Origin of the sequence: Streptomyces sp. AK08-02 (genome assembly GCF_033795085.1) — a bacterium.
Classification (GTDB): domain Bacteria; phylum Actinomycetota; class Actinomycetes; order Streptomycetales; family Streptomycetaceae; genus Streptomyces; species Streptomyces echiniscabiei.
On the sequence record NZ_JARAZV010000001.1, the window covers coordinates 699,442 to 721,940 of the forward strand.

Consider the following 22,499-nt stretch of genomic DNA (forward strand, 5'->3'; position numbering starts at 1 on the left):
AACGCCGGACAGAGAACGCGGGGCGTGGAGGAGAGGCGAGAACCGCCGGCAACGCGGGAGACGTGGACCGCGCAGGTGAACCGCGCCTACGACCACACCCGGCCCGCGGTCCGGTTCGGTGACCTGACCTGGACCGGACGTGCACTCCTCGACCACGCGTCCGGCGCGGCCGACTGGCTCGACACTCTGGGCCTCGAACCCGGCTCGCCGGTACCCGCGTTGGTCGCCACCTCCGCCGACGCCCTCGCCCTGGTGATCGGCGGCGCCGGATCCGGCCACCCGCTCGCGCCGCTCGGTGTCCGGATGACCGCGCACGAGATCGCCACGGTGGTGAAGGCGACGGATACCCAAGTCCTCCTGGCGCAAACCGAGTTCGCCCGCCTCGGCAGCGAGGTGGCCGCACTCTCGGGCCGACGTCTCGCGGTGTTGCCCGAACTGCGCGCGTCCGGGCGGGAGTTGACGGCCGAGCCGGACGGCCTCGCCGCCGTCCTCCACACCTCCGGCACGACGGGCCTACCCAAACCCGTCCCCATGACCCAAGGACGCCTGGCCGCACGCGCCCGCGTCAACGGAAGCCTGTGCGCGCTCGACCCCGACAGTTTCTACGGCGGCAGTGCGCCCTTCCACCACATCGCGGGCCTCGGCAACCTGGCCGTCGCCCTCGCCGCCGGCGCGCTGATCACCGGGCTGCCCCGCTTCACCGTCGAGGGCTGGACACTGCTGCGGCACCTCGGCACCACGCACACCAGCATGGTCCCGGCGATGCTGGAGACTCTGCTGGCGGCCGGCGAGGCCCGGCACGAGACACTGCGGACCCTCCAGTACGGGGGAGCGCCCGTACGCCCCGGCACCCTGCGACGGACGTACGAGGCCATGCCCGGCGTCCGTATGCTCAACATGTTCGGACAGACCGAGGGCTCACCGATCAGCGTGCTCACCCCCGAGGACCACCGGGAGGCGGTCGCGGGACGCACCGAACTGCTGCGCTCGGTGGGACGGCCCGCCCCCGGCGTCGAGGTCAGGGTGGACGACGCGGGGTCCGACGGCGTCGGCGAGATCCACGCCCGGGCCGGCCATTTCTTCCGGATCGACGCCGAGGGCTGGCTGCACAGCGGCGACCTGGGCCGGATCGCGGACGACGGCTACCTCTATCTCCTCGGCCGACGCACCGACATGATCATCCGCGGCGGTGAGAACGTGCACCCGCTGGAGGTCGAGACGGTTCTGACCACACATCCCGGCGTGGCCGACGCGGTGGTGACGGGCGTGCCCGACGAGCGGCTCGGACAGACCGTCGTCGCCTTCGTCGTGCCGGCCGACCCCGACGCCCCGCCCGACCCGGCGACGCTCAGAAGCCACACCCGCGCCCGGCTGTCGGGGTTCAAGGTCCCCGTCCGCTGGTGGTTCGTGGCCGACCTGCCGCGCAACGCCAACGGCAAGGTCGTCCGCCGCCGGCTGCGGGAACCGCACGAAGGAGAAACCAGTGCCTGACCAGGTCGACCCGCTCCGCCTCGACACCCTCCTCGGCAGGGTCCGTCAGGAGGTCGAACACGGGCCTCTGCCGTCCGCGCAGGTCGCCGTCGCCCACGAGGGACGGTTGGTGGCCTTCGAGACCTTCGGCGACGCGCGCGCCGGCACCCGGTACGTCCTGCAGTCCGTCGGACGGTCGATCGTCGCGGGCGTGGTGTGGAAGCTGATCGGCGACGGGCTGCTCGACGTGGGCGAACAAGTCGCCGCGATCATTCCGGAGTTCGCGCCGAACGGGAAGGAGACGGTGACCGTCGAGCAGGTGCTCACACACACCGCTGGCTTCCCCTTCGCACCCCTCGGGTACCCGAAGATGCTCGACCGCGAGCAGCGGCTCGCCGCCTTCGGACGCTGGCGCCTCGACTCCCCGCCGGGCAGCCGCTTCCAGTTCCATCTCACCTCGGCGGCCTGGCTGATCGCCGAGATCGTCGAACGGCGTACAGGCCTCGCCTTCGCCGACTTTCTGCGCGAACGGGTGGTGGAACCGCTGGGGCTGTTGTCGATCGAGCTGGGGGTGCCGGTGGACCGGCAGCCGGGCAGCGTCGCCCCGATGCTCGCCACCGACCGCACCGACGACGACCAGGACCCCGACCCGTGGGGGCCGTGGTACCTGTCCGACCCGGAGGTCCTGGCGGCCGGAGAGCCCAGCCACGCCCTGGTCGCCACCGCCGCCGACGTCGCCCTCTACTTCCAGGCACTGGTCCACTCCGGCCTGTGGAAGCCGGAGGCCGTGGCGGAGGGCACGCGGATCAGGCTGACCGATCACCCGTACGGGGAGCGGATCTACGGAGGCGGCGGCAGCCGTCGTACCAGCATGGGACTGTTCGTCACCGTGGCCGGTCCCGACGCGGGGAGCAACCTCCCGTCGACCGGCTCGCCGGCGCTCTTCGGGAGCGCCGGGGCGGCTTACCAACTGGGCTTCATGGACCCGGAGTCTGGCCTGTCCTTCGCCTGTCTGAGCAACGGCTACCCGCTCGCCGGCTACGACAACTCGCCCCGCGGTACCGCACTGCTCACCGACGTCGCGAACCTGGCGGCGGGCCTGGTCCGTTAGTGCGGATCAGGCCCGCCGCCAGGCGGGGTGGTACGACGCTCAGCGGCTGATCAGCTGCTGAGCGTTGTTGTACATGATGTCGTCCTGCGCCGACTCGTCGAGCTCCGTGATGAGCTTGCGGAAGTCGGCAGGTTGCGCCAGGCCCTCCGCGTGCGGGAAGTCGGAGCCCATGACGATGGACTCGTGGTAGCCGAGACGCTTCACCACGCCCACGATGTCGTCCTCGGGGTAGGGCACCACGCGGATGTGCTTGCGGAAGATCTGGCTCGGCCGCTCGTCCAACTGCCCGCCGATCCAGGGGCCGTTGCGGCCCATGCCCCGGCTCTTGTCCATGTGGCGAACGAAGTGCGGAACCCACTCGGAGCCGAACTCGGAGACCAGGACGTTGATGTCGGGGAAGCGTCCGAAGAGGTTGTCGAAGATCAGCGCGGACAGCGTCTCCTCGATGGGGCGCTGGCCGTAGGTGTTCTGCCACTGCCAGGCCGACATACGGAAGTGGATGGGGTGGGGGTCGAAGCCCCAGGAGGGCGCCACCTGCGAGTTGTAGTAGAACTCGCTGATGTGGTAGCAGACGCTGGCCTTGGCCTCGTTGACCAGCTTCCAGAACGGGTCGAAGTACGGGTCGCCCGGCGAGCGGCCGTACATCGGTCCGGTGGGCAGCAGGATGAAGCGGGCGCCCTGCTCCAGGACGTACTCCAACTCCTTGACCGCGCTGGGCAGATCGCGCAGCGACAGCAGTGCCGGGGCGTAGATGCGGCCCTGGTGGTCGAAGCCCCACACCTCGTTCATGTAGCGGTTGAACGAGTGGTAGTTGGCGTAGAGGGGCTCCACGCCCTTCACGTACTCCTCCGCGACCAGGGCCCAGCCGCCCGGGTAGATGATCGACTGGTCGAGGCCCTGCTCGTCCATGACCCGCAGCCGCGCGTCGCGGTTCTGGTACGACTCGTGCATCGGCTCGAACTGGTACGTCTCCTCGGGATTGCCCGAGGCCATCGCCTTGAGCATCTCCTTCAGTGAGCCGGGTCGGTAGACCTGCCCGAACTCCGGCTCCAGGCATACGACGATGCGGTCCCCGGCGAGGATCACCTCCCGCCCGTCCGGCAGTGTCACCGGTGCGACCGCCGAGCCGAGGAACTCCTTGGGGAGATAGCGGGTGAAGGAGTCCCGCTCCTCGTACATGTGCTGGTCGCAGTCGAAGATGGGTTTGCGCTGTTCGGCCATGGCCGTCGCCTCCGGACCCCGTAGCTAATCGGTACGCCTCCTATAATTATCTAACTGTTTCTCGGAGGCAAGGGGGTGGCCGAAAGCGGGGTCGAGGAGGTGCCGGTGAAGGTGGGGGAGCGGGGTCAGGGGGGCAGGGGTGGGGTCAGTCGAGGAGTTCGAGCACCGTCTTGGGTCCGGCGGAGTTCACCACGTCGTCGGCGCTGGAGATGTGCCGCTGCCAGAGCTTCTCGGCCTCGTCCGCCTTGCCGGACTCGATCAGGCCGACCATTCGCACGTGCGCCCGGTGCCCCTTGAGGGCCTGCGTCTTCTGCGCCTCGGCGTCGGCGGCGGCCGCGGTGTACGAGGCGTTGGCCCGGTCGATGATGTTGCGGACCATGCCGCACAGCAGGATCATCGTCTGGTTGCCGGTGAGTTCGACCAGCAGGGCATGGAAGGCGTCCTGCGCCTCGACCAGGGCCAGCGGGTCGTCCAGGACGGCCTTCTCGGCCGCGATCGCGTCGCGCAGCCGCTTGATGTCGCCCGCGCTGTGCTTGGTGGCGAGCTGGCGGGCGCAGGGTGGCTCGATGAGGGCCGCGGCGTGGTAGAGGTCACCGAGGGTCGCCCCGCGGTACTCGAGGATCAGGCCGGCGAAGCGGGCGGCGACGTCCGAGTCGGGAGCGCTCACCCGGGCACCGCCGTGGGCGCCGCGGCGCACCGTGATCAGCGACTCCGACTCCAGTACGCGGAACGCCTCGCGCAGCGTCGGGCGGGAGATGCCGAACTGCTCCATCAGGCCGGACTCCGGCGGCAGCGCGTCATCCGGCTGAAGCTCGCCCCGCACGATCTGGCGGCGCAGGTGCGCGGCGACCAGTTCGGCGGTCTTGGGTACTCGCACCTGGCGTCCGACGCGGGTGCGGGCGGGGACGGGCACGATCGCCGTTTCGCGTGCGCGGGCTGCCTCGGCCACGGTGGGCTCCTCATATAGCGAAATGAATCGTCTTAGTGCATGAAGGGTACCAGGTCAAGGGTTGATTGATCTTCTCTTCACGGCACCTGATCTGGTGCCACGACCGGTCTTTGGTATATAGATGATTCATCTAGCTATAAAACCAACGGGCCCGTGGGAGTGACCTCGATGGCCGAGAATCCGACCCCGGTGATCCTCACCGAACTCACCGCCGACGGGGTCATGCTCATCACCCTGAACCGGCCGGAGCGGCACAACGCCTGGACGCTGGAGATGGAGCTGCTCTACAACGAACTCTTCGACCGGGCGGAGGCGGACCCAGGGGTCCGGGCGGTGGTGCTCACCGGCGCCGGACGAAGTTTCTGCCCCGGCATGGACATGAGCGTGCTGGACGGGGCGTCGTCCGGCGCCCGCCCCTGGCCCACCGACCGGCTGCCCCCGCGCACCCGCCCCATGACCTTCCCCAAGCCCGTCGTCGCGGCCGTCAACGGCGCCTGCGCCGGCATCGGATTCAACCAGGCCCTGATGTGCGACGTCCGCTTCGCCGTGCCGCACGCCAGGTTCGCCGCCGCCTTCAGCGCACGCGGACTGGTGGCCGAGGACGGTGTGTCCTGGATCCTGCCCCGGCTGGTCGGCCACGGCAACGCCGCCGACCTGCTGCTGTCCTCGCGCCGCTTCACCGGGACCGAGGCCCGTGCGATGGGGCTGGTCAGCCGACTCGTCGAGCCGGACGAACTTCTCCCGGCGGCCCTCGCCTACGCGACCGAACTGGCCCGCACGGCCAGCCCGTACGCGATGTCGCTCATCAAACGGCAGCTCGCGGACGACCAGGCGCGGTCCTTCACGGAGAGCCGTGACAACGCGGCGGCGCTCCTGGCCGTGGCCAAGCGTGCCCCGGACTACCGGGAGGGTGTGCGCAGCTTCATCGAGCGCCGACAACCGGAGTTTCCGGGGCTGGGGGAGGGGGAGAGCGAGGGAGCCCCGGTGGATTCCGTGTCCGAGCTGGAGGAGGCCTCGTCATGACCCGCGCCGAACTCCCGCTGCACCGCCGTACGATCACCGTCACCGCCTACGAGGAGCCGGGCGGCGAGATCTCCGTCGAGGCACGACTCCGCGACGAGCGACCCTGGGAGGAGCCGCCCGGCGGGATCGTCCACAGCATGGCGCTGAGCGTCCGGATCCGGCTCACCGACATGGTGATCACGGTCGCCGAGGCGGACATGCTGGGCTTCCCGCACGCGGAGTGCCCGCTGATCGCCCCGGCCTTCGACGGCCTGGCCGGGCTCAGCGTGGCCGCCGGCTACAACAGGGCGATCCAGGAACGCTTTCGCGGTGTCCTGGGCTGCTCACACCTCTACGAGCTGTCCCGCGCCCTCGGCCCCGCGGCCGTGCAGGCCGCGATGTCGGCGGCGGCTCGGCGCCGGGCCGCCGCCGGTGATCACGACCACGATCCGCGTGCCACCGCCGGTGTGCTGAACAGCTGCCACATCTGGGCACCGGACGGTGCCGGCCTGCGCAAACTGGCCGCCGGATGGCGCCCGGGCACGGGCCCCCGCCCGGTCCCGAACCTGAGCGCCTTCGAACACCCCGGACACCACTGACCTGTCGGACACCCCTGACCGACCGAGACTCGCCCCGGCCCGGCGCTGGTGGCGCCCCGGCCCGCCCGGCTTCGCACTCGCCCGGACTTCATCCGGAACGGCAGGCCGGCTGTGCCGCCTGGCCGGGGTTCGCCCCAGGTGCGGCCGGGGTGGCGAACCTGTCAGGCCGGGCTCGCGGCCGACCGGGGTCTGCTCGGCGGGGTCGGACGTGCGGCTCGGCCGGGGCTCACCCGACACTCGCCAGTGGCGTCGAACTGTCCGGCAGGGTGTTCGGCTTGCCCGGCCGAAGGGAGGGCCGGTTCGGCCGGGGCCCGCTCACGACCAGTCGGGTCGTCGCACCCGTCCGGCCGGATGTCCCACCCCCGTGGGTGGGAGGCGCGGCTGAGCGGGGTCTGCCCGGCGGGTCGGGCGGGAGCCCGTCCGGCGTGGGCGGGACGCCCGGCCGCACGGGGTCTGCTCGGCGGGTCGGGCGAGGGCCCGTCCGGTCGGGGCTCGCCCGCCCCGGCTCCTGCCCGGCGGGCGTCCGCTCCGGCCCTACCCCGCGCTCACCCTCGGCTCGCGCGGCAGGCCCAGTACCTTCTCCGCGAGGATGTTGCGCTGCACCTGCGAGGTGCCCGCGTAGATCGTGCCCGAGAGGGAGATCAGATACGTCGTCGACCAGGACGCCGAGGAGTTCGCGGCGCCGGGGTCGTCGGTGCGGTAGGTGCGCAAGGGGGGCCGGCCGACCGGTACCTGGCCGTGCAGGCCCATGATGTCCATCGCCAGATCGGTGACCTCGGTGTGGTACTCGCTCCAGTACAGCTTGGCGATCGACGACTCTGGGCCGGGCTCGGCGCCCTTGAGCCAGCCGGTGAGGATGCGGTAGCCGAGGCACCGCATGATCTCGACCTTGGACCAGCACCAGGCGATCCGCTGGCGGAAGACCGGGTCCTGGTCCTTGCCGTACAGCCGCGCCAGCTCCACCAGCCGTTCCACCTCGGCCCGGAACAGGATCGGGTTGGTCGCCGCCTCCTCGCCGCGCTCGACGCCCAGCAGGCTCTGGGCCACCGTCCAGCCGTTGTCGACACCGCCGACGACGAGATCGGCGCGGGTGCGGGCGCCGCTGAAGAACACCTCGTTGAAGTGCAGCTGTCCGCTCATCATGCGGAACGGCCGTACCTCGACGCCGGGCTGGTCGAGCGGGACCAGGAGGAAGGAGATGCCCCGGTGCCTGGACGCCTCCCGGTCCGTGCGGGCCAGGACGAAGATCCAGTCGCTGTGATGGGCGCCGGAGGTCCACACCTTCTGGCCGTCGATCACCCACTCCTCGCCGTCCCGCACCGCACGGGTCTTGAGGGAGGCCAGATCGGAACCGGCGTCCGGTTCCGAGTACCCCTGGCACCAGGTGTCCTCGCCGCTGAGGATGCGGGGGAGGAAGTGGCTCTTCTGCTCCTCCGTGCCCCAGCGCAGCAGGGTGTTCGCCAGCATCTTCACGCCGAAGGTGTCCTGCGGCAGGCCGAACGGCACTCCTGCCAGGGCCAGTTCCTCCATCAGGACGACCTGGTGGAGCTTGGACAGGCCGCGACCGCCGTACTGCTCGGGCCAGGTGAGGGAGAGGTAGCCGCGCTCGACGAGCCGCCCGCGCCAGTCGCGGGCGAACGCCCGGGCCGCGTCCTCGTCCAGCGCCCCGATGCCCTTCCAGTCCGGCGGCAGCGTCTCGGCGAGGAACGCCCTGACCTCGGTACGGAACGTCTCGGTCGCCGGGGGGTAGCTGATGTCCACCTGTGTTCGCTCCTCGTCCGACGCCCTGTCCGTACAGCTGATCGCTGTATTGATTGTTTCAGCATAATAGGTTATCTATTTAACGGGAATAGCGTCGAGTCAGGGGCGGGCGGACATGGGACTGCTGGACGGCCGGAACGCGGTGATCACCGGCGGCGCACAGGGCATCGGCTTCGAGATCGCCGGGGTCCTCGGCAACGCGGGCGCACGCGTCGTCCTCGGAGACATCAACGAGGCCGCGGCCGCCGAGGCCGCCGAACGCCTCGGTGAGAACGGCGTCACCGCCACCTCGCTGCGCTGCGACGTCACCGACGAGGACGAGGTCGCCGCCCTCGTCGCCCACTGCGCCGACAGCTTCGGCCCGGTCGGCGTCATGATCAACAACGCCGGGATCACCCGGGACGCGACCCTCCGCAAGATGCCCCTCGCCCACTTCCGTGCCGTCGTCGACGTCCACCTCACCGGCGCCTGGAACGGCACCCGCTTCGCCGCCGAGGCGATGCGGGCGCACGGACAGGGCGGCAGCATCGTCAACATCTCGTCCATCGCCGGCAAGGTCGGCAACTTCGGCCAGACGAACTACAGCGCCGCCAAGGCCGGCCTCGTCGGCCTCACCAAGGCCTCCGCCAAGGAACTCGCCAGGGCGGGCATCCGCGTCAACGCCGTACAGCCCGGTCTGATCCGCACCGCCATGACCGAGGCGATGCCTCCGGCGGCCTGGGACGCGAAGCTCGCCGAGATCCCCCTGGGCCGCGCGGGCGAACCCGCCGAGGTCGCCCAGGTCGTCCTCTTCCTCGCCTCCGACATGGCGAGCTACCTCACCGGAGCCGTGGTCGAGGTGACCGGCGGCCGGTACATGTGAGCCCCCAAGAAAGCGATACGGCCCCCTCATGAAAGGCCCACGCGATGCCCGCCCTCCTGCGTGACGCGGTGATCTGCGAACCCGTGCGTACCCCCGTCGGCGGCTACGGCGGAGTCTTCCGCGACGTGACGGCGGCCGAACTCGCCGCCACGGTGGTCCGCGCGGTGCTGGAACGGACGGGCATACCACCCGCCGCCGTCGACGACGTCCTGCTCGGCCAGTGCTATCCCAACGGCGAGGCACCCGCCATCGGACGCGTCGCCGCCCTGGACGCGGGACTGCCCGTCGAGGTACCGGGACTCCAGATCGACCGGCGCTGCGGCTCCGGCCTGCAGGCGATCATCAACGCGGCGATGCAGGTGCAGACCGGCGCGAGCGACCTCGTGCTCGCCGGTGGCGTCGAGTCCATGAGCCAGGCCGAGTTCTACACCACGGACGTCCGCTGGGGTGTACGCGGCGCCGGCACCACCCTGCACGACCGGCTGGCACGTGGCCGCGTCACCTCCGGCGGTGTCAACCACCCCGTGTCCGGGGGCATGCTGGAGACCGCCGAGAACCTGCGACGCGAGTACGCCATCCCCCGCGAGGAGCAGGACCGACTCGCCCTGCGCTCGCACGAGAAGGCCGTCGCCGCCCAGCGGGAAGGCCGCTTCGACGACGAGATAGTGCCCGTCACCGTGCGCACCCGGAAGGGCGAGACGGTCGTCGACACCGACGAACACCCGCGCCCCGACTCCTCGTTGGAGAAACTCGCGAAGCTGCGTCCGGTGCTCGGCCGTCAGGACCCGGAGGCGACCGTCACGGCCGGCAACGCCAGCGGGCAGAACGACGGAGCCTCGCTCTGTGTCGTGACCCACCCGGAACGCGCCGCCGAACTCGGGCTGCGCCCCCTGGCACGCCTGGTCTCCTGGGCCGTCGTCGGCGTGCCGCCGGAGACGATGGGCATCGGGCCCGTACCCGCGACCGCCCGGGCCCTGGAGCGCGCCGGACTGAAGCTCTCCGACATCGACCTGATCGAACTCAACGAGGCCTTCGCCGCCCAGGTGCTGGCCTGCACCCGTGCCTGGGACCTGACCGAGACCGACTTCGAGCGGTTCAACGTCAACGGTTCCGGCATCTCGCTGGGCCACCCCGTCGGTGCCACCGGCGGTCGCATACTCGCCACCCTGCTGCGCGAACTCGACCGCCGTCAGGCCCGCTACGGCCTGGAGACCATGTGCCTCGGCGGCGGACAGGGCCTGGCCGCGGTCTTCGAACGGCCGACGCACACAACCCACGCCATCGGAGGACGCTGACATGGCCGGACTGATCGCATACGGCGCCCATGTGCCGTACCACCGCCTCGCCCGCGCCGATGTCGCCGCGACACTCGGAACCCCGGCGGCCAAGGGAACCAGGGCCGTCGCGGGCTACGACGAGGACACCACGTCGATGGCCGTCGAGGCTGCCCGCGACGCCCTCGCCGGCGACCGCCTGCGCCCCCGCGTCGGGCAGCTCTTCCTCGCCACCGCCGCACCCGCGTACCTCGACAAGACCAACGCGACCGCCGTCCACGCCGCGCTCCGCCTCGACGAACACGTGCTCGCCGTGGACATGGCCGGCTCCGTACGTTCCGGACTCGGTGCGTTGGTCACCGCCGCCCGCTCCGCCGTCCCGACCCTGGCCGTCCTGTCGGACCTGCGCACCGGGCTGCCCGGCGGCAGCGACGAGGTCGCGGGCGGGGACGGCGCGGCGGCGTTCGTCTTCGGCGGGCACCGCAACGGCGCCCCCGTCCTGGCCGAACTCCTCGCCCACGACACGGTCAGCGACGAGATCCTCGAACGCTGGCGGCTGCCGGGCGCCCCCGCGTCCCGGGTCTGGGAGGAGCGTTTCGCCGAGGAGATCTACGTCTCCCTCGCGGACAAGGCGCTCACCGCCGCCCTCGACCAGGCCGGACTGGAGCGTGACGCCATCGACCACCTCGTCGTCTCCGGTCTGCACGCGCGCGCGTGCGCCGCCGTCAGGCGAGGGTCGGGCACCCGTCCCGAGGCGGTGACTCCGGACCTGACCGGGGTGATAGGCAACGCCGGCACCGCCCAGCCGGGCCTGCTCCTCGCCGACGTCCTCGACCGGGCCGCACCCGGCGAGACCATCGCCCTCGTCGTGCTCGGCGACGGCGCCGGAGTCCTCCTGCTGCGCACCACCGACGCGCTCCCGGCCCACCGCGCCGCCCGCCCGGTCGCCGCCCAGATCGCCGCGGGCAGCGCCCCGATGCCGTACGCCACCTATCTCACCTGGCGCGGCCTGCTCGACCGCGAACCACCCCGCCGGCCGGACCCCGAGCCGCCCTACGCTCCGCCCGCGCACCGACGTACCGCCTGGAAGTACGGCTTCGTCGCCTCCCGCTGCGAGAAGTGCGGCACCCGGCATCTGCCGCCGGACCGGGTGTGCTCGTCGTGCCGGAGCGTGGACGCCATGACCGACGAACCGATGGAGCGGGTGCGCGGCACGGTCGCCACGTTCACCGTCGACCGGCTGGCCCACACGCCGAGCCCGCCGATGCTCGTCGTGGTCGTCGACTACGACGGCGGCGGCCGGTTCCGCTGCCAGCTGACCGACGCGACCGAGGCCGACGCCGTCATCGGCGCGCGGGTCGAGATGACGTTCCGGCGCACGGTCACCGCCGCCGGCGTCCACAACTACTTCTGGAAGGCCCGGCCGGTGCGCACCGGCGGCGAGACCGAGGAGACACACGGATGAGCTCGCACGGAATTCGGGACCGGGTCGCCATCGTGGGCATGGGCTGCACGACCTTCGGCGAACACTGGACCCGCTCGGCCGAGGATCTGCTCATCGACGCGGTGGGCGAGGCCGTGACCTCGGCAGGCATCACCCTCGACGACATCGACGCGTACTGGTTCGGCACCCAGGCCTCCGGAGTGTCGGGGCTGACCCTGAGCCGGGCGCTCCATCTCCCCAACAAGCCGGTCACCCGCGTCGAGAACATGTGCGCGACCGGCTCCGAGGCCCTGCGCAACGCCTGCTACGCCGTCGCGTCCGGGGCGTACGACGTGGCGATGGCGGTCGGCGTGGAGAAACTCAAGGACTCCGGTATGTCAGGGCTGTCCGGCACCGCGATACCGGGCGCCGGCGACGACAGCCGCGGCGAGATCACGGCCCCGGCCAACTTCTCGCTCCTCGCCCCGGCCTACGCCGCCAAGTACGGGCTGTCCGACGAGGAGATGAAGGACGTCATCACCCGCATCGCCTGGAAGAACCACGTCAACGGGGCCCGCAACCCACGTGCCCAGTTCCGCAAGGAGGTCCCGCTGGAGCGCATCCGGTCGGCCCCGATCATCGCGGGCATGCTCGGCGTCTTCGACTGTTCGGGCGTCTCCGACGGCTCGGCCGCCGCGATCGTCGTCCGCGCCGAGGACGCCTACAGGTACACCGACAAGCCGATCTTCGTGAAGGCGCTGTCCTTCGTGGCGGGACCGGCGGACGGGCTCCTCGATCCCGAGTACGACTTCACCACCTTCCCCGAGGTCGTCGCCTCGGCCCGGGAGGCCTACCGGCAGGCGGGCATCACCGACCCGCGCACCGAACTCGCCCTGGCCGAGGTGCACGACTGCTTCACCCCCACGGAACTGGTGCTGATGGAGGACCTCGGGTTCTCCGAACGCGGCCAGGCGTGGAAGGACGTCACCAGCGGTTCGTTCGACCTGGACGGCTCGCTGCCGGTCAATCCGGACGGCGGCCTGAAGGCCTTCGGCCACCCCATCGGCGCCTCCGGCCTGCGCATGATGTTCGAGGCATGGCTGCAACTGCGGGGCGAGGCGCCGCCCGAGCGGACGGTGACGTCCCTGGCCGAAGGCCGTTCCCTCGCCCTGACCCACAACCTCGGCGGCGGACCGGGCGAATGCGTCTCCTTCGTCTCCGTCGTCGGCAACGAACTCACGCACTGAGAAAGGCGGTTCGGCCATGGGGCGACTCGAAGGCAAGATCGCGATCGTCACCGGCGCCGCCTCCGGCATCGGCGCCGCCACCGCACGCCGTGTCGCGGCCGAGGGAGCGCACACGGTCCTCGCGGACCTGAACCCCGACGGCGCCGGGACGGTCATGGAGGAGATCCGCGCCGCTGGAGGCTCCGCCATGACCGTCACCGTCGACCTGGGGGACGTCGACAGCGTACGAGCCATGGTGGCCGCCGCCGTCGACACGTACGGCGGGCTCGACATCCTGCACAACAACGCGGCGGCCACCCATCTGGCCGCCCGCCAGGACCTCGCCGTCCTGGCGGCCGACCCGGCGGTCTGGGACGACACGATGCGGATCAACCTGCGGGGGACCGTGGTCGCCATCCAGGCGGCCGTCCCGCATCTGATCGCGCGCGGTGGTGGCTCGATCATCAACACCTCGTCCGGCGCCGGCCTGGCGGGCGACCTGCGCAACCCGGCGTACGGCGCCTCCAAGGCCGCCCTCATCAACCTCACGCAGTACGTCGCCACCCAGTACGGCAAACAGGGCGTGCGCTGCAACGCCGTCGCGCCGGGGTTCATCGTCACCCCGGCGAGCTCCGGCTCGGCGCACGGGGCGATCCGGGAGGCGATGCTTCGCCACCACCTCACCCCGCGCCTGGGCCGGCCGGAGGACGTCGCCTCGGCGGTCGTCTTCCTCGCCTCCGACGAGTCGACGTTCATCACCGGCCACACCCTGCGTGTGGACGGCGGCCTGCTCGCCCACCAGCCGTACGTCGCGGATCTGCGCGACGCCTGAGACGGCTCGTGGAACGGTTCGGAGGCGCTTCCCTCACGGGAGGCGCCTCCGATTCGTCACGGGACGGTGATCAGGTGATCGCCTCCGGCTCCAGGTCGCCCAGGTAGGCCGCCCGTACCGCCGGGTCACGGCGCACCTCCTCCGGGGTGCCGGCGCAGATCCGGTGCCCGAAGTCCAGCACGACGATCTGGTCGCAGACGCTCATGACCATGTCGACGTCGTGCTCGACGAGCAGCACTCCCATGCCCCAGTCCTCGGCGAGTCGCCGTACCAGCTGGGCCAGTTCCCGTGTCTCGTCGTCGGAGAGGCCCGCTGCCGGTTCGTCGAGGAGCAGCACGGACGGCGAGGCCGCCACCGAGCGGGCGATGGCCAGCAGCCGCCGTTCCCCGTACGACAGGTCGCCCACCGGCCGGTCCAGACTGTCCTGGAGACCGAACTCCCTTATGGCGACCAGCACATGGGCGGGCAGTGGACGGCTGCCGGGACGGATCAGGTCCGTGAGCCATGCCCACCGGCCGGGTCGGTCGCAGGCGGCGTAGAGGTTGTCCAGGACCGTCATGTCCTCGAACAGTTCCAGCGACTGGAAGGACCGGCTCAGCCCGGCCGAGGCACGCCGGTGCACCGGCAGGCGGGTCACCTCCCGCCCGTCCAGGCGGACCGCGCCGGACGAGGCCCGGGTGAAGCCCGTGACGGCGTCGATGGCGGAGGTCTTGCCGGCTCCGTTGGGGCCGATGAGCCCCACCACCTGGCCCGGTTCGACGTCCAGTGAAAGGCCGTCGACGGCGACGACACCGCCGTAGCGCACGGTCAGGTCTCGCACGTGGAGGGGGAGGGGCTCGGCACGGGGTACGTCCGAGGCGGCTGTTTGCCCCGAGTCCGCAGCCCCCGCAGCCCCCGCAGCCTCCGCAGTCCCCGTCGCTCCGGTCGGGACGGTTTCCGTCCGTGCGCTCGCGACGCGACCGCGTTCCGGCGCCGGTCTCCGCCGGATGGCCTTCGCCGGTCTGCCGACGTCCTTGCCGATGCCGTCCTGGTTGCCCACCAGCGTCAGCACCAGAATGATCCCGCCGATCAAGGGCATCCAGTCGCTCAGCCCGGGCAGCACCAGGTCCCCGAATCGTGCACCCACCGTGCCGGCGGCGAAGGTCGCGCCGAACAGGGGGCCGACGAGGAAACCGACGCCGCCGATGACGGCGAGGCCGAGTGCGGTGATGGAGTCGAAGGACGCGAAGTCGGAGAAGACGACCGAGGTCGAGCGGAAGCCGGTCAGTACTCCGGCGAGCGCGGCGATGGCCGACGACAGGCCGAAGGCGTAGAGCTTGGCCGCTCGGACGTCGATACCGAGAGCGGCGGCGGCCCGCTCGTTCGCCCGTACGGCGATCAGCCGACGGCCGGTGCGGCTGCGCCGTACGTTGGCCACGACGAGGGCTGCCGCGACGAACAGCACGAGCACCACGGCGGCGTACCGCTGTGGATGGTCGACGCCGGAGACACCGATCCCGAAGAGGGTCTGCTTGCCCACCACGATGCCGTCACTGCCCGGGGTGGTCGACAGGCCGGTGTTCTGGAAGACCATCGCCTCCAGTGTGGTGCCGAGCCCCAGCGTGATGATCGCGAGATTGACGCCACGGGTGCGGACCGCCGGCAGCGCGAACAGCAGACCGATCGGAACCGTCCCCAACACCCCTGCCAAGAGAGCGAGTTCGAACGGCCAGCCCCAGTCGGCCGCCGCGTGCCCCGCGATGAAGGCGCCCGTTCCTGCGAGGGCGTAGGCCGCGAGCGAGACCTGACCCGCGTATCCGGTCACCACGGTGATCGACAGGATGATCAGCGACAGCACCAGGGTGTTGGTGACGGCGTCGGCCCACAGCGGTGTCGACATGCTCACCAGCAGCAGCGCGACCACGACGGCCAGCGCCAGTGGCACGGGGCGCACCCTTCCGGTGCCCAGGGCCGGCAGCCGGTCGAGGAAGGTTCCGCGCAGCGGCAGCGCCCGGCCGCGTGCGACCAGCACCAGGGCGATGCAGAGGAAGGGCACAGAGGAGGCGAGGCCGGTCACGCCGGAGCCGAAGCGGGTGAGTTCGGACTGCACGATCCCGATGGCCAGACCGCCGGCCAGGGTGACGGGGAACGACGAGAACCTGCCGACCAGGGCGGCGGCCAGCGCGCTCAGCAGCAGGGTGGTCAGGCCGGTCACCGACAGACCGATGACCGGCACGATCAGGATCCCGGTCAGTCCCGCGAGCGCCGATCCGAGGGCCCAGTTGCCGGTGGCGATGAGATCCGGGGACCAGCCGAGCGAGGCGGCGGCGCCCTCGTTCTCCGCGACGGCGGTCGTGCCGAGGCCGAACAGGGTTCGCTTGTAGAGGAGATGCAGGGCCACGGTCACGGCGAGCGCGATGCCGATCAGCCAGAGACGGTCCTCGGAGACCGTCGCCCCGGCGATCGTCAGCAGCCGGGTCGGCAGCTTGCCGGGCACCAACTCCAGGCCGGCGCCGTAGCGTTTGACGGCGACGGCGGTCAGCACGATGAACACCGCCAGCGTGGCGACGAGCCGGGCCAGGGTGGACGCCCGGCGCAGCGGGCGCAGCACCAGCAGATGGGTGAGCACACCCAGAAGCGCGGAGGCGAGCACCCCGCACGCGGTGGCGGGCCAGTAGGGGACGCCGTGCTCGGTGGCGAGCTCCCACTGCACATAGGCGCCCGCCATCCCTATCGCGCCGTGCGCGAGGTTGAGGACGCCGGAGCCGCGGTAGACCAGCACGATGCCGTGCGCGGTGAGCGCGTAGAGCGCTCCGAGACCCAGGCCCAGCAGGGCGAAACGCAGGATGTCGTCCATCGGGAAACCTCTCGGGAGTGAGGCCAGACAGCACATTCATTTAAATAATTGTGCCGAGAGTACTTCACTAACTCGAAAACGCACCCCATGCTGTTCGCCAACTCGACGAAGAGCTCCGCGGAGGAACCATGAACGACTCACGCAGACGCAGAAGTGCCGCAGCGACCTGTCTCGCGCTGACCGGAGCGCTGCTTGCCGCAGGCTGCGGAGGCAAGGCGTCCGACAGCTCGACCCAGACCTCCTCGCTCACGGGCGCACCGGTCAAGGTGATGGTCTGGGACCCGGAGGACACCCAGGGCAGCGCCCAGCCCGGAGTCCGGCTCACCGCCCAGGCCTACGAGAAGTGGATCAACGCCAACGGTGGCATCAAGGGCGGCCCGCTGAAGGTCGTCACCTGCAACGAGAAGAACGACCCCGACGAGGCGGAGAAGTGCGCCCAGCAGGCGGTCGCCGAGAAGGTCGTCGCGGTCGTGGGCTCGTACAGCCTCGCCGGCGACCGCTACATGCCCATCCTCCAGAAGGCCGGTATCCCCTACCTCGGCGGGACCGGCGTCTCGGCGGCCGAGTTCTCCAACCCCCTGTCGTTCCCGGTCAACGGCGGCACCCCGGCGGTGTTCGCGGCGCACGGACAGCAGCTGGTGCGGAGCGGCTGCAAGAAGATCTCCGGTGTGCGCTACGACGTGGCCGCGGCAGCCGTCGTCTCCCAGTTCCTCACCCTCGGCGCGGTCTCGGCCGGAGGGTCGGCCCCCAAGGACATCAAGGTGCCGCTCACCGCCACCGACCTCGCCCCACAGGTCGCCGCCGCGACCAAGGGCAGCGACTGCGTGAGCGTCATCATGGGCACCGCCTCGGGCCTGTTCGTGAAGTCGTACGTCCAGTCCGGCGCGAAGACCGAGCTCGCCAGCGTCGTCGGCAACCTCACCCCGGAGCTGGCCGCCCAGACCGGAGGCAGCAGCAGCCCGCTCGAGGGCGCCGCGATCACCGGCTACTACCCGCCGACCGCCGACGCGGCCTGGAAGGACTTCGTCCAGGCCGCCAAGGGCACGGACATCGACACGAGCAACGGCGCGAACGAGACGACCTGGGTCGCCTTCAAGGTCCTCACCGAAGCCGCCAAGAAGCTGTCGGCCATCACGTCCAAGACCCTGGTGGCGGAGCTGAACACCACCTCGGGCATCGACACCGGCGGTCTGACCCCGCCCCTGACCTGGAACGAGTCGACCGCCCTGCCGATCAAGGGGCTCAACCGCATCCACAACACGACCGCCACCGAACTCACCATCCGGGACGGGAAGATCGAATGGGCCAAGGAGGGCTCGACCTTCGTGGACGTCCGCAAGATGCTGACGGCGATGTCGGCCGGCTGACCGAAGGAGACCGGCCGTGCGTGACACCGGACCACCCCTGATCGAAGCCCGTGCCCTGTCCGCCGGATACGGCACCCAGCCCGTCGTACGCGAACTCGACCTGGAGGTCCGTCCCGGCGAGGTGGTCGCACTGCTCGGCCCCAACGGCGCGGGCAAGACCACGACACTCCGGGCGCTCTCGGGCGACCTCGCCCCGATGAGCGGCGACGTGCGCTGGCTGGGTGACACCAGCCGCGCACCGCTGCACCGCCGTGCCCGTCAGGGCCTCGCCTACGTCGGTGAGCGTGCGGTCTTCACCCGGCTCGACACCGCGGACAACCTGCGGGTCGGCCGGGTGGCGACCGGGCCGGCCCTGGCACTCTTCCCCGAACTGGAGAAACGACTGAAGACCGGCGCGGGCATGCTGTCCGGCGGCGAGCAGCAGATGCTGTCGCTGGCCCGCGCGCTGGGCCGCGCCCCCAAGCTGCTCCTCGCGGACGAACTGTCCCTCGGTCTCGCCCCGCTCGTGGTCGACCGTCTCCTGCGCGCGGTGCGCGAGGCGGCCGACCGCGGTCTCGGCGCCCTGCTGGTCGAACAGCATGTGCGCAAGGTGCTGGACATCGCCGACCGCGTGTACGTCCTGCACCGGGGCCGCGTCACGATGACCGGCACTCCCGGGGAACTGCGTGGCGAGCTGGCCGCGATCGAGTCGTCCTATCTCGCCGGGACGGCAGCCGCCGACAGGACCCGACTCGCCGTCAGGACAGACCTCGCCGACAAGACAACCGTCCCGACCGATTGAGGTGGGTGCCCTGCCCAGCACACGTGAGCTGATCCGATCCCTCGTCCCGTCCGGCAACGCCTTCGACCGACCCGCCGACGACCTGAAGGAACTGCAACTCGAAGCCGCACGTGAGACCTTCACCGCCCACCGCGAGCGCATCCCGCTGTTGCGCACCCGGGCGGAGGAGACCGGCGTGCGGGAGATCACGGGACTGGACGATCTCGTCCCCCTTCTCTTCTCGCACACCAGCTACAAGTCGTACCCCGTCTCCCTCATCACCGCGGGCCGATGGGACCGGCTCCTGCGCTGGTACACGACGGTGTCGGCACTCGAGCCGGACGACGTCGACGTGGACGGTGTCACCGACATCGACGAGTGGACCGACCGCATCACTGCCGCGGGACACCGCCCCTACATCACCAGCGGCACCTCCGGAAAGGTCTCCTTCCTCAACTGTGCGGCGAGCGACCTGGGTTTCCTCCACGACATCCTGGAACACCTCACCTGCTGGCCCGAACCGCTCCCGCCCGAGCCCACTCGCCGCGGTTACCTGCTCGCACCGGCGAGCGGCCCGATGCGCTCCATCGACGGCTTCCGTTGGCACGCGGACGTCTTCGCGAGGCCCGGGGAGACCCTGCTGCTCACCGAGGACCCCATGCGGGTCTCCGAGCTGATGGGCAGCGCCCTGCTGCGGCGCCGTATGGCGGAGGGCGTCGCGACCCCGCAGGAGATCAGCTCCTTCGAAGCCGCGTCCGGGAGCCGCGAGGAGGAGTTGGGCGCGGCTCTCGCCCGGATCGTCGACGACATCGCCGCCCACCGCGACGAGCCGCTGCTGATCGCCGGCATGAACAACCAGCAGTTCACCCTGATCCAGGCCCTCCGCGCCCGAGGCGTCGCAGACGGGAGCCTGCACCCCGACACACTGGTCCTCAGCGGCGGCGGCAACAAAGGGCGGGCGCTGCCCGACGACTACCAGGCCCGGTTCACCGCCTTCTACGACGGGGTAAGGCGCGTCCGCAGCTACGGCATGACCGAACTCCAGGGGTCATGCCCCGCCTGCGAGAAGGGCCGGTATCACATTCCACCGTGGGTGATCCCGCTCGTGCTGGACGAGCCGGGCGAGACGCTTCTGAACACGGAACACGGCGTCGTGGAAGGGCGCTTCGCCTTCCTGGACGTGTCCCTGGAAGGCCGCTGGGGCGGACTGATCAGCGGCGACCGGGTCTTCGTCGACTTCTCCCCGTGCGACTGCGGCCGATCAGGACCGACGGTCCTGCCGGACATCCAGCGCTACGGCGACCTCGGCGGCGACGACAAGATCACCTGCGCCGCGACACTCGACTCCTACGTGCGAGGGATGATCCACGGATGACGCCCACGACAACCAAGGCGGATCCGGTGGCCGTCGTCCATGTCATCCGCGGCGAGGTCGACGCGGGCCCGCACACCACCCACGGCCGCACGGGCGCCACCTTCACCGCGCCGGCCCTCGACCTGGACCGCCTCGTGTGGCCCCGTACCGAACCCGGCCCCGCTTTCCACGTGCCCGTGGCTGAGATCGTCGACCTGCTGGTGGAGACGGGCGAGGCCCTCAAAGCGGATCGCGAGGGCCTGCTCGCCGAGGCCCTGGACCGTATGGCACGGGTCAGTCCACTCCCCGAGGAGGTCCTGGAACGCGCCTACGCCGCCCTGTGGCGCACCTTCCAACGCCCCGGCCTGTACGCCCAGATCGACCACGAACTCGGCGGCGCGGACGTCCTCGACGGCTGGCGCGAGGTACGGCTGCCCGGGGACAGGATCGCGGCCACCCGGGCCTTCCCGCCGCGACTGGTGCACATCATCGCCGGCAACGCCCCCGGTGTGGCCGCGATGTCCGTCGTACGCGGAGCCCTCACCAAAGGCGTCAACCTTCTCAAACTGCCCTCGAACGACTTGTTCACGGCGACCACGATCCTGCGCACCATGGCGGCCGTCGCCCCCGGCCACCCCGTGGTGCGCTCGTTCTCCGCCGCGTACTGGCGCGGCGGCGACGAGACGGTGGAGAGCGTGCTGTTCCGCCCCCAGTTCTTCGACAAGCTGGTCGCCTGGGGCGGCGAGTCCACTGTCCGCGGGGCACTGCGATACGTCGGTCCGGGGTTCGAGCTCGTGTCCTTCGACCCCAAGACGTCCATCTCGCTGATCGGCAGAGAGGTCTTCGACTCTCCCGAGTCGCTGGCCCGGGCGGCCGACGCCGGAGCCGCCGACGCCACGTTCTTCAACCAGCAGGCGTGCGTGGCGAGCCGCTTCCAGTTCGTCGAGGGCACGGCGGAGGACGCCGACCGGTACGCCGCACTGCTGTGCGAACGGCTCGGCGTCGCCAGGGAGTTCAGCTCGGCCGACGGCCCTCGGGTCGCCGCTGAACTCCGCGAGGAGATCGACGTACTGCGCTCACTTGCGCCCGACTACCGGGTGTGGGGCGGATACGACGGCCGAGGCCTGGTCATCCGCTCGCCGGAGCCGGTGGACTTCCATCCCGACGGAAAAATCGTCAACGTCGTCCCGGTCGCCGCCCTGTCCGAAGCCGTCCTCCACGCAGGGGTCGCCACCCAGACGGTCGGCGTCTGCCCCGACACCCGCAAACCGGAACTGCGCGACGCCCTCGCCTGCGCCGGAGCGCAACGCGTCGTGTCCCTCGGCGGAGCGGGCGGCATGCCACCGGGCCTCTCCCACGACGGCTTCTACCCCCTGCAACGGCTCATGCGCTGGGTGAACGACGAGTGATCGGACGGAGGTGCGAACGGCGGGAGTCTCATGAGTCCGGCCGTTCCCCCCACCGACGGCTCAGGTACTCGGCGTGACGTCGATCGTCGTACGCCTTCTGCTCCTCGAACAGGCCCTTGACGGTGGAGTCGAACCGCGTGACGTGGTCGAGTGCTCCCTGACCGAACACTGCCATGGCCCGCACGGCCTCGTCGGGCGAGTACGGCTCGGAGCGCCCGGCCGGGTCCACCGCTGCCCAGTGAGCACGGGCCTCGGCCACCACTCGTTCGCCGCGGGCGGTGGCGCTGGGGAGCTCGGCACCCCTGGTGAAGGACGTACTCCCTTCCACCACCATGGCCAGTGTCCAGAATCCGCTCACGAGGATGCCCAGGACCACCCACGGCATGAGGTCGCTGTTGTCCGGGTCCCACCACACCACGTGCAGGCCGGTGAGGAGCAGACAGACGACGGAGCCCGCGATCGTGGTGCGCGAGGCAGGGTATTCGACCTCGACGGTCATGGCGTCGGGCGGGCGGATGTACCCCTCGGCGACCAGTTCCGCACGCAAGGCCCCCATGACGGTCACACCGGAAAGGCGCAGCGGGGAGTTCGATCCGCCGCAGGCATCGACGATGATCCGCTGCTCCCGGGACCATGCCGCGCTGCGTTCGGCCAAGGCCCGGTCGAACACCGCCTGGCCGCGGGATCTAGGCAGCCGCACCTGCAGCCGGCCGGGACCGGCGGCCTTCGACGGCTGCAGAACGCGGTGCAGAAGCATGTCGACGACGAGGGTGGACAGCGCCCAACCCTCGCCATGGGCGATCAGGGCCAGTGACGTCGTCCCGAGCACGGGTTCTCCGCCGGGGCCCGCGTCCTCCGGCTGCCGCTCCGCGACCAGGTGCCGCTCAACGGCCTCGGCGGTGATCCGCCTGTCGCGCCGAAGCTCGTGCCATTCGGTCGACTTGTAGACAGCGTAGAAAACACCCCAGACGCTGAACAGGCCTATCCAGTCCCCCATGCGGGCCAGTGTGATCGCGCGGGTCCCTCGGCGCAATGGTCCGCGA

18 protein-coding genes are annotated in these 22,499 nt (G+C 70.8%); 13 read left to right on the top strand and 5 right to left on the bottom strand.

Going from position 1 to position 22,499, the window contains the following annotated elements; genetic code table 11:
• Nucleotides 1-75: 75 nt before the first annotated feature.
• Both PV734_RS03135 and PV734_RS03140 read left to right on the top strand, forming a co-directional pair.
• Nucleotides 76-1,491, top strand: a complete 1,416-nt coding sequence (locus PV734_RS03135) for a class I adenylate-forming enzyme family protein (protein WP_319288694.1) — start codon at nucleotides 76-78, stop codon at nucleotides 1,489-1,491.
• A complete protein-coding gene (locus tag PV734_RS03140; RefSeq protein WP_319091940.1) occupies nucleotides 1,484-2,581 on the top strand; it encodes a serine hydrolase domain-containing protein in 1,098 nt (365 codons plus the stop codon). The genes PV734_RS03135 and PV734_RS03140 overlap by 8 nt, the downstream gene beginning before the upstream one ends.
• 39 nt (nucleotides 2,582-2,620) lie before the next feature.
• Here PV734_RS03140 and PV734_RS03145 read toward each other — a convergent pair whose 3' ends face one another.
• Entirely contained in the window at nucleotides 2,621-3,802 is a 1,182-nt protein-coding gene (locus PV734_RS03145) for an amidohydrolase family protein (protein ID WP_319091941.1), read from the bottom strand.
• A 145-nt stretch (nucleotides 3,803-3,947) separates the two neighbouring features.
• Nucleotides 3,948-4,751: a FadR/GntR family transcriptional regulator gene (locus tag PV734_RS03150; RefSeq protein ID WP_319091942.1), complete on the bottom strand. Its 804-nt coding sequence runs from the start codon at nucleotides 4,749-4,751 to the stop codon at nucleotides 3,948-3,950.
• 168 nt (nucleotides 4,752-4,919) lie between these two features.
• Here PV734_RS03150 and PV734_RS03155 point away from each other — a divergent pair, with 168 nt between their 5' ends.
• Nucleotides 4,920-5,774, top strand: a complete 855-nt coding sequence (locus tag PV734_RS03155; protein ID WP_319091943.1) for an enoyl-CoA hydratase-related protein — start codon at nucleotides 4,920-4,922, stop codon at nucleotides 5,772-5,774.
• Entirely contained in the window at nucleotides 5,771-6,352 is a 582-nt protein-coding gene (locus PV734_RS03160) for a DUF2889 domain-containing protein (protein WP_319288695.1), read from the top strand. Before PV734_RS03155 ends, PV734_RS03160 begins: the two co-directional genes overlap by 4 nt.
• 534 nt (nucleotides 6,353-6,886) lie before the next feature.
• Here PV734_RS03160 and PV734_RS03165 read toward each other — a convergent pair.
• Entirely contained in the window at nucleotides 6,887-8,113 is a 1,227-nt protein-coding gene (locus PV734_RS03165) for an acyl-CoA dehydrogenase family protein (protein ID WP_319288696.1), read from the bottom strand.
• 115 nt (nucleotides 8,114-8,228) lie between these two features.
• Here PV734_RS03165 and fabG point away from each other — a divergent pair, with 115 nt between their 5' ends.
• From fabG to PV734_RS03190, 5 genes are read left to right on the top strand one after another with little or no spacing between them, the layout of a single operon-like run.
• Nucleotides 8,229-8,975 carry a 3-oxoacyl-ACP reductase FabG gene (gene fabG / locus PV734_RS03170; RefSeq protein ID WP_319091946.1) on the top strand — a complete coding sequence of 249 codons (747 nt, stop codon included), beginning with the start codon at nucleotides 8,229-8,231 and terminating at the stop codon, nucleotides 8,973-8,975.
• A gap of 44 nt (nucleotides 8,976-9,019) precedes the next feature.
• Nucleotides 9,020-10,270 carry an acetyl-CoA C-acetyltransferase gene (locus PV734_RS03175; RefSeq protein WP_319091947.1) on the top strand — a complete coding sequence of 417 codons (1,251 nt, stop codon included), beginning with the start codon at nucleotides 9,020-9,022 and terminating at the stop codon, nucleotides 10,268-10,270.
• 1 nt (nucleotide 10,271) lies between these two features.
• The gene (locus PV734_RS03180; RefSeq protein WP_319091948.1) at nucleotides 10,272-11,714 is read left to right on the top strand and encodes an OB-fold domain-containing protein; all 1,443 of its coding nucleotides are present in this window, start codon (nucleotides 10,272-10,274) and stop codon (nucleotides 11,712-11,714) included.
• A complete protein-coding gene (locus tag PV734_RS03185) occupies nucleotides 11,711-12,919 on the top strand; it encodes an acetyl-CoA acetyltransferase (protein WP_319091949.1) in 1,209 nt (402 codons plus the stop codon). The genes PV734_RS03180 and PV734_RS03185 overlap by 4 nt, the downstream gene beginning before the upstream one ends.
• A 16-nt stretch (nucleotides 12,920-12,935) precedes the next feature.
• A complete protein-coding gene (locus PV734_RS03190) occupies nucleotides 12,936-13,730 on the top strand; it encodes a glucose 1-dehydrogenase (protein WP_319091950.1) in 795 nt (264 codons plus the stop codon).
• A gap of 70 nt (nucleotides 13,731-13,800) precedes the next feature.
• Here the strand turns inward: PV734_RS03190 and PV734_RS03195 are convergent, their stop codons facing one another.
• The gene (locus tag PV734_RS03195) at nucleotides 13,801-16,566 is read right to left on the bottom strand and encodes a branched-chain amino acid ABC transporter permease/ATP-binding protein (RefSeq protein ID WP_319288697.1); all 2,766 of its coding nucleotides are present in this window, start codon (nucleotides 16,564-16,566) and stop codon (nucleotides 13,801-13,803) included.
• A gap of 128 nt (nucleotides 16,567-16,694) precedes the next feature.
• Here PV734_RS03195 and PV734_RS03200 point away from each other — a divergent pair, with 128 nt between their 5' ends.
• Genes PV734_RS03200 through PV734_RS03215 form a run of 4 tightly spaced genes read left to right on the top strand, consistent with a single transcriptional unit; the run spans nucleotide 16,695 to nucleotide 21,456 of the window.
• Nucleotides 16,695-17,933 carry an ABC transporter substrate-binding protein gene (locus PV734_RS03200; protein WP_319091952.1) on the top strand — a complete coding sequence of 413 codons (1,239 nt, stop codon included), beginning with the start codon at nucleotides 16,695-16,697 and terminating at the stop codon, nucleotides 17,931-17,933.
• Between the two features lie 16 nt (nucleotides 17,934-17,949).
• Nucleotides 17,950-18,714 (top strand): ABC transporter ATP-binding protein, encoded by a 765-nt coding sequence (locus PV734_RS03205; RefSeq protein WP_319091953.1) that lies wholly within the window; start codon nucleotides 17,950-17,952, stop codon nucleotides 18,712-18,714.
• Between the two features lies 1 nt (nucleotide 18,715).
• Nucleotides 18,716-20,068 carry a hypothetical protein gene (locus PV734_RS03210; RefSeq protein WP_319091954.1) on the top strand — a complete coding sequence of 451 codons (1,353 nt, stop codon included), beginning with the start codon at nucleotides 18,716-18,718 and terminating at the stop codon, nucleotides 20,066-20,068.
• Nucleotides 20,065-21,456 carry an acyl-CoA reductase gene (locus PV734_RS03215; protein WP_319288698.1) on the top strand — a complete coding sequence of 464 codons (1,392 nt, stop codon included), beginning with the start codon at nucleotides 20,065-20,067 and terminating at the stop codon, nucleotides 21,454-21,456. Before PV734_RS03210 ends, PV734_RS03215 begins: the two co-directional genes overlap by 4 nt.
• Nucleotides 21,457-21,484: 28 nt before the next feature.
• On the opposite strand, the gene PV734_RS03220 is transcribed toward PV734_RS03215, so the two are convergent.
• A complete protein-coding gene (locus PV734_RS03220) occupies nucleotides 21,485-22,453 on the bottom strand; it encodes a hypothetical protein (protein WP_319288699.1) in 969 nt (322 codons plus the stop codon).
• Between the last annotated feature and the right edge of the window lie 46 nt (nucleotides 22,454-22,499).